This is a genomic window from Sorangium sp. So ce119, assembly GCF_051524405.1.
Lineage (GTDB): Bacteria > Myxococcota_A > Polyangia > Polyangiales > Polyangiaceae > Sorangium > Sorangium cellulosum_G.
Window position 1 is genome coordinate 9106871 of sequence record NZ_CP150310.1, and the last position, 12656, is coordinate 9119526.

Below are 12656 nucleotides of genomic sequence, written 5' to 3' on the forward strand. Positions count from 1 at the left end.
CGCCGGGCGGAGATCCCGCGCGGCACGCGCGGTCCTCCGGCCGCGCCCGGGGCCGCTCAGCGCGAAGGCCGCCGGGCGCGCGAGAGGCGGACGATCGACTCGATATGGCTCGTCTGCGGGAAGAGCTCGACCGCCTCGATGTCCGTGATCTCGAAGCCGCCGCGGAGGATGACGCCGAGGTCGCGCGCCAGCGTGGCCGGGTCGCACGAGACGTAGACGACCACGCGCGCGCCCGAGGCCGCGATCGCGCGCGCCGCGCCGGGCGCCCCGCTGCGCGGAGGGTCCAGCACCACGACGTCGGCGCGCGCCGGGAGCGGCTGCTGATCGGCGTCCGCCTCGATGACCTTGCCGGCGAGGCCGCGGGCGGCGAGGTTCTGGCGCAGGCAGGCGACCGCCTCGGGCGAGAGCTCGACGGCCGTGAACGAGGCGAGCCCCGAGGCGGACGGGGCGGCGGAATCGACGGGGCCGGCCACCGCGGCAGAGCGCGGCGCGCCGCGCGCGAGGAGCACCGAGAGCGTCCCGCTGCCGGCGAACAGCTCGACGAGGTGCGGCGGCCGGGTGGAGTCGAGGTGCGCGAGCTCGGCAGCGCGGCGGGCGAGGACGGCGGCGCCCTCCTCGGACGGCTGCCCGAAGCCGCCCGGCGGAAGGAGCAGGGGCACGCCGTCCGCGCCCAGGATCGTCGTCCGCGGATCCCCGAACGAAGCGGCCTCGCGGGCGCCGTCGAGCGTGACCCGGGCGCCGGCCCACGCGCCGCGCGCCGTGCGCTCGTCGAGCTGCTTCCACGCGGCCGGCGGGAGCTGGCCGCGCCACTGGATCTCGACGACAGGGCGGCCCGAGGCGCCGTGCGAGATCAGGACATCGCCCTCCCCCACGGCCCCGCGGAGCACGCCGGGCAGCTCGCCGGAGAGCGGCGCGATCGCGTCGCCCAGCACGAGGCAGCGATCGACAGCCACGACGGCGTGCGTCCTCGGCGCGCGGTAGCCCACGCGCACCTCGCCGCGCTCGGCGCGCGCGAACAGCCGCGCCCGCGACCGGTAGCCGAGCGGCAGGGGCGCCGGATGGACCTGGATCGGCGGCAGATCGGCCTCGGCGAGCGAGGTCGCCCGCGCGATCGCTTGCCGGAGGATCTGCTCGTGCGCGGCCTGCTGGGCCTCGAGGCGGACGTGCATCCAGTCGCAGCCGCCGCAGGTGTCCGCGAAGCGGCAGGGCGGAGCGACGCGGTCGGCGCTCGGCTCGACGACCCGGAGGAGCCTGCCCCTCGCCGGGCGCGCGCTCCGGTCGAGCTCGACCTCGACGAGGTCCCCCGGCGCCGTCGCGGGCACGAAGACGACCTCGCCCGCGATCCTGCCGACCCCCGCGCCGCCTGCGGCCAGCGCGTCGATACGTAGCTGAGCTCGCTCGCCGGTCCGGGGCCGCGCCCCGGGGCCGCTCGAGCGGCGGTGAACAGCCTTCATCCTCTCATCGTACCGCGCGCAGGCTCGTCTGGCCGGGGTGGCCCCGCGGTCCACGTGCGCACGCCGGAATGCAGCTCGCCCGTGGTCGCCGCGCCGGTCGCCGGGGCCGGCGCGGGGAGCACGTCGCCCCCGTGGGCCGGGAAGGGCAGCACGGTCCTCGTCTTCATGTAGATCAGCGCGCCGATGCCGATGACGCACAGCGCGGTGAGGGCGATGACGGCCACCAGCACGAGCGTGTTCCTGCCGTTCCCCTTGGACGCCGCGTCCTGCGTGGCGGCCCAGATGGCCGCTGGGTCGGGGCGCGGCAGCGAGAGCGCTGTCTCGATCTGCGACTGGGGTGGCTGCGCCGGCGCGGCGGCCGTGAACGGCTGAGCCTGCGCCAGGGTCGTCGAGGGCGGCGGCGGGAACGCCGGCGCCGGCGGGGCGCCAGGCAGCGGAGGCGCCGGCGCATAGCCCTGGCCGTTCCGCGGGAGCGCGTACGACGGCGCGGCGCCATGCCCGTGCGGCGATGCGCCGTAGGCCAGCGCCCTGTTCGCGTGCGCGTGACGCGAAGCCTCGCTCACCGCCTTGGACACCGGAGCGGCCGGGGGCGAGGCCTGCGGCGGCAGCGCGAGCGTGGACGCGAGCGGGCTGTCCATCCCCCTGTCGAGGAGCCCCCGCGGGGGGAGCGGCGCGAGCTCGCCCGTGTCGAGATCGAGCGGAGGCGGGAACGGGGTCGACGGCTGCGGCAGCGAGGGCGGGCTGTGACCGCCCTGCGCGCGAGGGCTGTGACCGCCCTGCGCGCGCGCCGGGGCCTGCGGATAAGGCGGCGGAGCATCGGGCCGCCCCGCCGGGGCGGGCTGGACGGCGAGAGGAGGGGGCGTCACGGCCGCCGGCCCGGACGTCATGCCGGCCGCCGGACGCACCGTCGGGCGCTCGTGCAGAGGGGGCCGCGCCGGCTCGGCGTGCTCGCGGGTCGCGACCGTCGTCGGGACGTCCTCGTCGTCGTCCATCAGCGACGTGGCCACCATCTGCTTGTCGGCGGCGTCCCTCGGCTGGGCGCGCCCGACCGGCGCGATCCCGCTCGCCGGCGCGGCGTGGTGCCGCAGGAGCTGCGGCGGCGTGAGCCGCTGCGGCTCGGGGTCCCGGCCGCGGCTGCGGAGCCCGACGCTGTCCGTGGCCGTCGTCGACAGGCGCCCGCGCACCTGCTCGACGTTGATGGTGGACGTCACCTCCGCCGCCCACGCGAGGTGGGCCTCGCGCTTCTGGATGCGGTCGGCAAACACCTGCTGCACGAACTGAGCGACCTCCTCGGAGCCGACGAACACGCCGCTCCTCATCAGGAAGCTCTGCAGCGCCCGGGAGAACTCGCGCGCTGTCTGGAAGCGATCGTGCCTGTGCTTGGCGAGCGCCTTCATGACGACGCTCTCCAGCTCGATCGGATAGTCGGGCACGATCGTGGACGGCGGCGGGACGACGCAGGCCTGGACCTTCTCGAGGGTGTCGAGATCCGTATCCATCCGGAAGAGACGCTGGTTCGTCGTGAGCTCCCAGAGGACGACCCCGAGCGCGAAGACGTCGGTCGTGCGATCGACGTCGTTGCCGCGCACCTGCTCGGGAGACATGTAGGCCAACTTGCCTTTCAGCGTTCCCGCCCGGGTCGACGACAGCCGATCGGCCACCTTGGCGATGCCGAAATCGACGACCTTCGTGTAGCCGTCGTAGGTCAGGAACAGGTTGTGCGGGGTCACGTCGCGGTGCACCAGACCCAGCAGCTGGCCGTTCTTCCCACGCAGCTCGTGGGCAGCGTGGAGGCCCTCTGCGGCATCGGAGCAGATGCGCGCAGCGAGCTCGGGCGAGATGCGCAGCCGTCGCTCCTCCGCGCGGCGCATCACCTCCCGGAGCGGCTCGCCGTGGAGGTACTCCATGGCGATCCAGTAAGTGTTGTCGTCCTTCCCGAGATCGAACACCTGCGCGACGTTGGCGTGGTTGATGCCAGCCGCGATACGCGCCTCGTCGAGGAACATGTCGACGAACTGATCGTCCTCGACCAGATGAGGGTGGATCCGCTTGATCGCGACCCACTTTTGAAAGCCGCCCGGGCCATCCATGCGAGCGAGGTGGACGCTCGCCATTCCGCCCACCCCGATCTCGTCGACCACGCGGTAACGGCCCAGGAAGTAGGTCCCCTGCTGCTTCTCGGGCTCCTTCGCGCGTGCGTCAGGCGATGAATTGGTCGACCCGGGGCTTGGAGGTCCGCCCATTCGTGATGCGGGTCGAGGCGGCGGTTGGGGCATGAGCGGTCACTACTTTACCGCGAGTTCGCGGCGCTTTGCCATGTCGTCTCGGCCGAGAGACCGGGCAGATGGTCAGCTTCAATCCACAGGGGCGCTGAAGGTTGTTGTCCTGACAGGTAGGACACGACCAGAGACCCAGGACGGAGCAGCGGCGAGCTCAAGGGAACGGTTGACCGGGTTGACCCCGCTCGAAGTAGAAGCGGAAAGCCCCGGTGACCCGCGAGAGGAGCTCCTGTGGGATGGCGTCCGCTGGATTGCCGAGCCCGGCGTCGCGCGGGTCGCCGACCCAGACGTCGAACGTCGCGTCCGTGTACTTGTCGGCCGCGTCCGTCTCGTTCGGATCGCCGCTGAACAACGCCTGGAACTTGATGGTCCCGTCCACGGCGTAGAGCACGACATTCTGGTTGTGGCAGGACCGCTGGAGGTACAGCGCCATGTGCACGAGCGGCGCGAGCCCCGCCGGCTTCGGCGTCGGGGGCGGCGAGCCGGGCAGCTCGACGCCGGGCGGGAGCCCGACGCTCAGATCGACGTCGAGCTTGTTCACGTCCCCGTCCCCGCGGATGGCGTTGACGTCGTCGATCAGGACCGTGAGGCCGTCGGAGACCTCCTGCAGATCGCTGCCCCGCTGCACCCGGATCTGGAGCGTGGAGCGGTAGGGGACCGCGGCGAAGAAGTCGGGGCGCATGTCGTAGCTGTCGTCCCAGCAGTTCGCCGCGCGCAGCCGCGAGCTGTAGACCTCGCCCTCGCCCTGCCCGAGCGAGCAGCCCAGCGTGACGGCGCACGCGAGCGGCGCGAGCGCGCGAGCCCTCACGACAGCGCCTCCGGGCGAAGGGCGGCCGTGATGCGGCCGCCGCCGAGCACGCGGTCGCCCCGGTAGACGACCGCCATCTGGCCGGGGGAGACGGCGCGCACGGGGCTGGCGAACCGCGCCACGAAGCGCTCCGCGCCCGTCGCAGGGTCGCGCCGCCGCTCGACGACGCCGGGCGCGGCCTCGTGCCGCGCGCGCACCCGGACCTCGGCCTCCAGCGGGAAGACCGCGTCGTCGCACCACACCGCGTCGGTGATCTCGGCGCCCGCGGCGTAGAGATCGCCCTCGTCGCCGAGGCGCACCGCGCCCGACGCCGCGTCGAGGCCCACGACGAACGCGGGGCGGCCGAGCGAGACGCCGATGCCCTTGCGCTGGCCCACCGTGAAGCCGTGCACGCCGCCGTGCGAGCCGACGACGCGGCCGTCCCGATCGACGATGGGGCCGGGCCGGAGCCGGTCCGCGGCGCGCTCGGCCACGAAGGGCGCATAGCGGCCGGAGGGGATGAAGCAGAGCTCCTGGCTCTCGCCCTTGTCGGCGCCCGGGAGCCCGCGGGCGATCGCCTCGGCGCGCACCTCGTCCTTGGTCGAGTCGCCCAGGGGGAAGAGGAGCCGCGACAGCTCGTCCGACCGGAGCATGTGGAGGAAGTAGCTCTGATCCTTGTGCCGGTCGCGGCCGCGGTAGAGGCGGGCCTCGCCCTCCTCCACGACGACGCGCGCGTAGTGGCCCGTCGCGACCCACGAGACGCCCAGCCGCTCCGCCAGCGGGAACAGCTCCCGGAGCTTGACCGAGCGGTTGCAGGCGACGCACGGGCTCGGGGTCTCGCCCGCGAGGTAGGCGTCGACGAACGGATCGACGACGTGCTCGCGGAACAGGGCGCGGCGGTCGAACGTGTAGTGCGGAATCCCGAGGTGGTCGGCGACCCGGCGCGCGTCGTGCTGATCCTCGGGCGCGCAGCAGCGGCTCTTGACGCTGCCGTCGTCGGGGTAGTCCCAGAGGTGCAGCGTCACGCCGACGACCTCGTAGCCAGCGTCGCAGAGGCGCGCCGCGGCGACGGAGGAGTCGACTCCGCCGCTCATCGCGATGAAGACGCGAGCCCCCGGGGAGGCCCGCTCGCCGGGCCGCACCATGCCGTCGGCCTCTCGGACAGGACTTGCCATTTCCGTTCTTATAGCGTGAATCCCCGGCCGCGGTCGGGCGCCGCGGGCGAAAGCGCGGGCGGGGTCGCGCCGGAGGCAAAGCGGGCTCTGATGATCAGACCGGCTCTCCGCCATTCACCCTTGGCCACCCCCGCGGCGCGCGTGTACCGTCTGCCAGATGCCGAGCGGGGTCGTGCTCGTGATCGAGGACGAAGAGTATGTCGCGGACCTGCTCGCCACCTCGATCCGCGAGGCGGGTTACGAGGTCATCTTCTGCTCCACCGCGGAGGCCGGGCTCTCGACCGCCTGCACCCTGGAGCCCGAGTGCATCGTCTGCGACATCGGCCTGCCCGACCACGACGGCTACTGGGTCGCGCGCAACGTGCGCACCCAGCCGTCGCGGGTGTCGGTGACCCCGTTCCTGTTCCTCTCCGCGCTCGACGACCAGCAGTCCCGCCTCGAAGGCTTCCACGTGGGGGCCGACGTCTACATGACCAAGCCGTTCCGGGTCGGCGAGGTCGTCGCCCAGATCGGCGCGCTCGTGCAGATGGCGTCGCGCTTGCGCCAGCGGCGGGACAGCCTCATGTCCATCCCGGCCTCCGTCGACCAGACCGCGATCGAGGGCGACCTCAGCCAGATGTCGATCGCGACCGTCCTCACCGTCCTGGAGATGGAGCGGCGGTCGGGCGTGTTCGAGGTGACCAGCAAGAAGCGGCGCGCGCAGCTCGACATCGCCGAGGGGTGCATCGTCCAGGGGACCGTGGGGGGCACGCGCGTCTCGGCGCTCGCCGCGCTCCGCACCATGCTGAGCTGGAAGGTCGGGCGGTTCGCGTTCATCCCGGGCAGCCGCCCGGTGCCGTCGGAGCGAAAGTCGATCGCCGCCTACCTGCTCGAGGCGACCCGGCTGGAAGACGAGAGCACCCGCGTCGAGCTGGAGCTCCCGCCGTCGCGGCGCCGCACGGAGCCCCGGATCGGGACGACGGCGCTCGGCGGGCCGTCGTCCATCCTGGACGACGTGGCGCCGCCGTCGTCGCGCGCGCCGCTCGAGGAGCGCCTGCGCTTCGGGCCGGGCGTCGCGCCGCGACGGGCGTCCGACGGCGCGGTGACGATCTCCGATGGGCCGCCGTCGCTCGAGCTGAGCTTCGAGCTCGAGGCGGCGCCGCCGGTGACGCCGCCCACGCTGCGCTCGCTGGCCCGCATGGCCAAGCCGCCGTCGAGCCGGCGCGGCCCGGAGCGCGGCCCGGAGAGCGAGCCGCCCACGGTGCCGCGCGGCCCGGGCCAGACCTCCGCCTCGTCCTCACGACCTCCGTCCGGCCGGGCGACCGCGCCGCCGGCCTCGCCCGGACGCGAGGGCCAGCCGGAGATGGCCGAGATGGAAGCCCCCTCCCGCGGGACCCTCGCCCCCCCGGCCACCCGGCCGGCGAGCCGGGACGGCGGGCAGCGGACGAGCGCCGCCCCGCAGCCGCCACGGCCGGTGCCGCCCAGGCCGCCACGGCCGGAGACGAAGAAGCGCTGAGCGGGAAGCGGGCAGCCGCGCGAGCCGCGCGAGCCGCGCGAACGGCCGACGGGCTGCACGGACAGCCGGCGCCCAGTCAGGCTTCCACGTGGTCCGGGTCGTGGTCGCGCAGGTAGCTCAGGTTCACGGCGTTCACGAGGGCGTGCGAGAGGAGCGGCCCGACGAGCGAGCCCGTCGCGGCGAAGATGGCGCCGAGGCCCGCGCCGACAGCCACGGCCCAGCCCACCCACACCCAGCGGCTCGGGCCGCGCATCTGGTGCACCAGGCCGAAGACGAGCGCGCTCAGCGATACGCCGAGGAGCGGCGTCAGCAGCCCGCGGAAGAGCAGCTCCTCACCGAGGCTCGATAGGCCGGCGAGGAGCAGGATCTGGCCGAGCGAGAGCTCCCGCGCGACCGGGCGGAGATCGGCGTGCAGGCGGCGCGCCCAGTCGAACCGGGCCACGGCGACGCGCGTCATCACGACGACGCCGGCCGCCAGCGTCAGGCCGAGCGCGGCGCTCACCAGCAGCGCGGCAGGCGGGCGCAGGGACAGCCACGGGCTCGGGTGGATCCAGGGCCATCCATCCTGCAGGCCCACGGCCAGCGCGGTCGCCAGCGCCGCGAGGACGAGGTAGCCGGACGCGACCCGCAACGTCGCGTCGGTTCGGCCGGTCCGCGCCCATCGCGACGCCATGCCCCATGATGGCACGCCGCCGGAAGCCGGTGAAGCGGCGCGCGGCGTCAGGACCCCTGGCCGACCGCCGGCAACCGGACTACGTGGACGGCCATGCACGCGACCGTGGTCATCTTCCCGGGCTCCAACGCCGATGCCGAAATGATCCATACCCTCCGCAACGTGCTGCAGGTGCGCACGTCGACCGCCTGGCACCGCGACGCCGAGCTCCCCGCAGGCACCGACCTCGTCGCGATCCCCGGCGGGTTCTCCTACGGCGACTACCTGCGCTGCGGCGCGATCGCGCGCACGAGCCAGATCGTCCCGGCCATCCGGCGGCACGCGGAGCGCGGCGGGCTGGTGCTCGGCGTCTGCAACGGGTTCCAGATCCTCACCGAGGCGGGGCTCCTGCCCGGCGCCCTCACCCGCAACGCGCACCTCCGCTTCGAGTGCCGCGACATCTTCGTGACGCCGCGCGCGGACGGGCCGTTCACGAGCGGCCTGCCCCGGGTGCTCCGCCTGCCGATCGCCCACGCCGAGGGGCGGTATCAGGCCGATCCGGAGACGCTCGAGAAGCTCGTCGAGGAGCGCGCCATCGCCCTCCAGTACTGCGACCGGGAGGGGCTGGTCGGCGGGGACGCGAACCCCAACGGTTCGGCCATGGACATCGCCGGCATCTACGGCGGGCCCCGGCGCAACGTGCTCGGGCTGATGCCGCACCCCGAGCGGATGAGCGAGGCCTTCCAGGGCTGCGCGGACGGGCGCGCCCTGTTCGACGCCATGCTGCGCAGCGTGAGCGGCTCCCGCGCGGCGTCCGCCGCCGCGAGCGCGCCGTGAGCCAGACGGCGTCCGGCGCCGCCCGCTGCCGCGTGTGCGCCGCGGCGCTCGCGCCGGGGAGCGATCGCTGCCCGCAGTGCGGCGCGGACCAGCGCGCCGAGGCGTGCCCGCACTGCGGCGGCGTGGCCGGCGTCTCGGCGCACCCGGAGCTGCGCTTCCGGTGCGACGTCTGCGGCGGCCCGCGCGTCCCCGTCGCCGACGCCCGCGTCAAGCGGTCCGGCCGCGAGGTGCCGCTGCTCCAGAAGGCGCGCGCGGCGGCCTCGGCGCGCTCGGTCTGGCGCGCCGCAGGGATCGCGGCCAGCGCGCTCTTCGGCTTCGAGCTGCTCCTGTTCGCCGTGCTGCTGCTCATCCTCAGCGCGAGCGTGGGGCTGTTCACCGCGGGCCTGCTCACCATGGCGCCCGTCGCCCTCTTCGCGCTCTGGGCGTTCCGGCGGGCGAAGTCGCGGGGCCAGGACGTCGCGCCCGCGCTCGACGCCGCCTGGGTCTCCGTCGCGTCCGACGTCGCCCGGCAGACCGAGCGCCCGCTCACCGCCGGCGGGCTCGCCTCGACGCTCCGCATCGGCGAGCCGCAGGCCGAGGAGCTGCTCGCGCTGCTCGAGGTCAACGACGTCGTGCGCGGCGCGGTGAGCCCCGCGGGCGAGTTCGGCTACGCGCCGAAGCTGCGCGTCGGCGCGGCGCCGGCGGGCGAGACCGAGGCCGCGGCGCACGCGCTCGCCGAGGAGGAAGCCTTCGCCGCCGGACAGGCCGCCGAGCCGCTGGCGCAACGGACCGCCCATGTCGACCCCACGAAGCGCTGATCCCAAGCGGAAGCCGGGCCCCTCGCGGCAGGGCCCCTCGCGGCAGGGGCCGCCGCAGCAGGGGCTGCGGCACAAGGCGGACGCGGTCCGGCCTGCGCCGCCGGAGCGCCGCGCCGCGGCCGCTCCACCGGAGCGCCGCGCCCTGACCAACGTCGGCGGCGCGACGGTGCTCGAGGGCGATCCGGCCGCCGCCGCGATGCTCTCCCACGCGCTCGACGTGGCCAGCTCGAGCACGGCGGAAGAAGCGGCCCGCGCCCACGTGCACGGGTTCCACAGCTACCCGGCCCGGATGCACCCGGACACGGCCCGCCGCCTCATCGAGGGGCTCTCGCGCCCGGGCGAGCGCGTGCTCGACCCGTTCTGCGGCAGCGGCACCGTCCTCGTCGAGGCCCGCCTCGCGGGCCGGGCGGCGATCGGCGTCGACGCGAACCCGCTCGCCGTGCGCCTGGCCCGGCTCAAGGTGCAGGGCAGCACCCCGGGCGAGCGCGAGCGGCTCGTCGCCGCCGCCCGCGAGGTCGCGGCCGCGGCCGACGAGCGCCGCAAGGCGCGCGCCGGTCCGAGCCGCCGGTACGGGCCCGAGGACGTCGCCCTGTTCGAGCCGCACGTGCTGCTCGAGCTCGACGGGCTCCGCGTCGGCCTCGATCGCCTCACCGGCCACGGCGCCGAGGCGCTGCGCGAGGACCTCGAGCTCGTCCTCTCGTCCATCCTCACGAAGCTCAGCCGCCGCGCGTCCGACACGTCGGAGCACGAGCTGCCGCGGCGCATCGCCGCCGGCTACCCGGCGAGGCTCTTCGTCCGCAAGGCCGAGGAGCTCGCCCAGCGCCTCGCCGACGTCGCGGCGCCGCTCGCCGCGAGCCCGCCGGCGATCGTCGAGGAGGGCGACGCGCGCGTGCTCCGCGGTGTCGACCCCGGCTCGGTCCACCTCGCGGTCACGTCGCCGCCCTACCCGGGCGTGTACGACTACCTCGCCCACCACGAGGCGAGGCTGCGCTGGCTCCGGCTCCGCAGCGCGCGCTTCGAGCAGGACGAGATCGGCGCCCGCCGTCACCTCGATCCGCTCGGCCCCGAGGCCGGCCGCGCGCGCTGGCGCGAGGAGCTCGGCGGCGTGCTCGGCTCGCTCGCGCGCGTCCTCCGCAGCGGCGCGCCGCTCGTGCTGCTCATCGCCGACAGCGTGGTGGCCGGCGCGCCGGTCTACGCGGTCGACGTGGTCCGGGCGGCGGCGTCCGGCGCGCCCGGCGCGCGCTTCGCGGTCCGCGCTGTCGCATCGCAGCCGCGCCCCCACTTCCACCGCCCCACCGCGCGCGCCTTCCAGCGCCGCCCGCGCCACGAGCACGCCATCCTGCTGATCCGCGGCTGACCCGCCGAAAATTGCCCCGCGACGCCGGCCTGTGGCAGGGTCGACGGCGTCGTTCAGGGCGCGCGCGGCGGCCGGCAGTGGCCGCCGGCGACGCCCCGGGCGCGCGACGAATGGCGAGAGCTCTCCTTCCACGTCTCCTGCTGTGCGGGCTGCTGTGCGGCTCGGCCGTGCTCGGCTGCGGCAAGGCCGGCGGAAACGCGGGGCGAGCAGGCCTCGAGAGCACAGGGGTCGACGCGTGCGACGGCTACCTGGCCGCGATGGTCGCCTGCGCCGGCAAGCTGCCGGCCGAGACCCGGGAGAGCCAGGACGCCGCCATCTCGATCGCGCGCGACGCGCTCGCCGCCAGGGCGGAGGCCGACGACGACGCGCTCGAGGGCGACGCGCGGGCGGAGGCGCGCGGCGCCCTCGAGGCCGCCTGCAAGCAGATGCGCGACGCGGTCCTGGACCGCGCCCCGTGCGGCGGCTGAGGATCGGCGGATCGACAGGGCGCGCCCGGCGCGCGTCACGCGAAGTCGGGCAGGTCCGGCGGGTACTGCTGCCGCAGGAACGACGCCCACTGCGGCCGCCGCTCGGAATGGAACACGTCGCCCGCGAGCATGCTCGTGATGAGCTTGCGCATCGTGGGCCGCTGGTTCTGTTCGAAGAGGATCTCGCGGAAGTGGCCCTTGTAGAAGCCCTGCACGACGCCGAGGAACAGGTCGACCGCGTAGCGGACCTCCGCCTCGTAGCCCGCGAACGCGGCGCGCGAGGTGTCCCCGGACTCGAGCGCGCGGTGGATCGCCGTGGCCGCGAGATCGGCGCCCTTGACGGCGAGGTGCGCGCCCGTGGAGAAGAGCGGGTCGAGGAAGCCGCCGGCGTCCCCCACGAAGAGCCAGCCGTCGCCGGCGAGCTGATCGATCCGGTAGGAGAAGTCGGCGAGCGCCCCCACGGGCCTCGTGCGCCGCGCGTTCGCGAGGAACTCCCGCGCCCAGCCGCTCTGCGCGACCGTGCGATCGAAGAGATCGTCCAGGCTCTCGCCCTTCCTGCGGCCCCGGATCCAGCTCGAGGAGACCACCGCCCCGACGCTCGTCAGCGCGCCGCGGAACGGGATGAACCAGAACCAGCCGTGCTCGAAGATCACCAGCTGGATGTTGCCCTCGAGGATCCCCTCCTCGCGCACCACGCCCTCGTAGTGGGCGAAGAGCGCGGTCTTGTCGAGCTCGGCGAGCTGCGCCTTGCGCCGCATCCTCGACGCGAGCAGCGTGTCCCGCCCCGTCGCGTCCACGATCACCGGCGCCCGGAGCTCGACGACGTCGCCCGCGTCGGCGCGCGCGGCCTCCCCCGGCGCGGCGTCGCCGGATCGCGCGCGAGGCCGCGCGCGCACCCCGACCGCGCGCGAGCCCTCGAACACCACCTCGACGGCCTCCCACGACTCGCGCACCTCCGCCCCGAGCTCCGCCGCGTGCCGGAGCAGCAGCTCGTCGAAGGCGTCGCGCTGCACCTGGTAGGCGAACTCGAACCTCGGGTCGAACGCGTCGGCAAAGCTGTACGTCCGCGTCCGCCCCGTCGACGAGCACAGGAACCGGGCGCCGTATTTGCGCAGGAAGCGCGCGTCGAGCTTCTCCTCGAGCCCGAGCCGCGAGAACACCTCGCGGGAGTGAGGCAGCAGCGACTCCCCGATGTGAAAGCGAGGGAACCTCTCGCGCTCGAGCACGAGCGCCCTGCGGCCGAGCCTCGCCAGCGAGGCGGCGAGCGTGGATCCCCCCGGCCCTCCGCCGAGGATGATTGCGTCCCAGCGATCCGTCATGAGCCCGTCGTATAGTGCGTGAGGACGCCCGAGAAAA

11 protein-coding genes are annotated in these 12656 nt (G+C 74.8%); 5 read left to right on the forward strand and 6 right to left on the reverse strand.

The window, feature by feature from the left end:
- Positions 1-56: 56 nt before the first annotated feature.
- The 4 genes from WME76_RS34330 to mnmA form a co-directional block, all read right to left on the reverse strand.
- Positions 57-1454, reverse strand: coding sequence for a class I SAM-dependent RNA methyltransferase (locus tag WME76_RS34330; RefSeq protein WP_437956433.1), 1398 nt, complete (start codon positions 1452-1454; stop codon positions 57-59).
- The gene (locus tag WME76_RS34335) at positions 1451-3697 is read right to left on the reverse strand and encodes a protein kinase domain-containing protein (RefSeq protein ID WP_437956434.1); all 2247 of its coding nucleotides are present in this window, start codon (positions 3695-3697) and stop codon (positions 1451-1453) included. The genes WME76_RS34330 and WME76_RS34335 overlap by 4 nt, the downstream gene beginning before the upstream one ends.
- 190 nt (positions 3698-3887) lie before the next feature.
- Positions 3888-4541, reverse strand: coding sequence for a hypothetical protein (locus WME76_RS34340; RefSeq protein WP_061617875.1), 654 nt, complete (start codon positions 4539-4541; stop codon positions 3888-3890).
- Complete coding sequence (gene mnmA, locus WME76_RS34345; protein WP_061617876.1) at positions 4538-5665, reverse strand: tRNA 2-thiouridine(34) synthase MnmA; 1128 nt, start codon at positions 5663-5665, stop codon at positions 4538-4540. Before mnmA ends, WME76_RS34340 begins: the two co-directional genes overlap by 4 nt.
- A gap of 187 nt (positions 5666-5852) precedes the next feature.
- On the opposite strand from mnmA, the gene WME76_RS34350 reads away from it, so the two are divergent.
- The gene (locus WME76_RS34350) at positions 5853-7190 is read left to right on the forward strand and encodes a response regulator (RefSeq protein WP_437956435.1); all 1338 of its coding nucleotides are present in this window, start codon (positions 5853-5855) and stop codon (positions 7188-7190) included.
- Between the two features lie 76 nt (positions 7191-7266).
- On the opposite strand, the gene WME76_RS34355 is transcribed toward WME76_RS34350, so the two are convergent.
- The gene (locus WME76_RS34355) at positions 7267-7863 is read right to left on the reverse strand and encodes a CPBP family intramembrane glutamic endopeptidase (protein ID WP_061613708.1); all 597 of its coding nucleotides are present in this window, start codon (positions 7861-7863) and stop codon (positions 7267-7269) included.
- Positions 7864-7956: 93 nt separating this feature from the next.
- Between WME76_RS34355 and purQ the strand changes: the two genes are divergently transcribed.
- The 4 genes from purQ to WME76_RS34375 all read left to right on the forward strand — a co-directional run bounded on the left by purQ (position 7957) and on the right by WME76_RS34375 (position 11300).
- Positions 7957-8679, forward strand: a complete 723-nt coding sequence (gene purQ, locus WME76_RS34360; protein ID WP_061613707.1) for a phosphoribosylformylglycinamidine synthase subunit PurQ — start codon at positions 7957-7959, stop codon at positions 8677-8679.
- Positions 8676-9476, forward strand: coding sequence for a zinc ribbon domain-containing protein (locus WME76_RS34365; RefSeq protein ID WP_437956436.1), 801 nt, complete (start codon positions 8676-8678; stop codon positions 9474-9476). The genes purQ and WME76_RS34365 overlap by 4 nt, the downstream gene beginning before the upstream one ends.
- Positions 9454-10833: a DNA methyltransferase gene (locus WME76_RS34370; RefSeq protein ID WP_437956437.1), complete on the forward strand. Its 1380-nt coding sequence runs from the start codon at positions 9454-9456 to the stop codon at positions 10831-10833. The genes WME76_RS34365 and WME76_RS34370 overlap by 23 nt, the downstream gene beginning before the upstream one ends.
- 110 nt (positions 10834-10943) lie before the next feature.
- Positions 10944-11300, forward strand: a complete 357-nt coding sequence (locus tag WME76_RS34375) for a hypothetical protein (protein WP_061618580.1) — start codon at positions 10944-10946, stop codon at positions 11298-11300.
- 35 nt (positions 11301-11335) lie between these two features.
- Here the strand turns inward: WME76_RS34375 and WME76_RS34380 are convergent, their stop codons facing one another.
- On the reverse strand, positions 11336-12619 hold the full coding sequence (locus WME76_RS34380) for an NAD(P)/FAD-dependent oxidoreductase (protein ID WP_061618581.1): 1284 nt from the start codon (positions 12617-12619) through the stop codon (positions 11336-11338).
- Positions 12620-12656 lie beyond the last annotated feature (37 nt).

Coding starts and splice junctions, on each gene's coding strand:
- WME76_RS34330 (WP_437956433.1), bottom strand. CDS start 1,454: ATGAAGGCTGTTCACCGCCGCTCGAGCGGCCCCGGGGCGCGGCCCCGG.
- WME76_RS34335 (WP_437956434.1), bottom strand. CDS start 3,697: ATGGGCGGACCTCCAAGCCCCGGGTCGACCAATTCATCGCCTGACGCA.
- mnmA (WP_061617876.1), bottom strand. CDS start 5,665: ATGGTGCGGCCCGGCGAGCGGGCCTCCCCGGGGGCTCGCGTCTTCATC.
- WME76_RS34350 (WP_437956435.1), top strand. CDS start 5,853: ATGCCGAGCGGGGTCGTGCTCGTGATCGAGGACGAAGAGTATGTCGCG.
- WME76_RS34355 (WP_061613708.1), bottom strand. CDS start 7,863: ATGGCGTCGCGATGGGCGCGGACCGGCCGAACCGACGCGACGTTGCGG.
- purQ (WP_061613707.1), top strand. CDS start 7,957: ATGCACGCGACCGTGGTCATCTTCCCGGGCTCCAACGCCGATGCCGAA.
- WME76_RS34370 (WP_437956437.1), top strand. CDS start 9,454: ATGTCGACCCCACGAAGCGCTGATCCCAAGCGGAAGCCGGGCCCCTCG.
- WME76_RS34375 (WP_061618580.1), top strand. CDS start 10,944: ATGGCGAGAGCTCTCCTTCCACGTCTCCTGCTGTGCGGGCTGCTGTGC.
- WME76_RS34380 (WP_061618581.1), bottom strand. CDS start 12,619: ATGACGGATCGCTGGGACGCAATCATCCTCGGCGGAGGGCCGGGGGGA.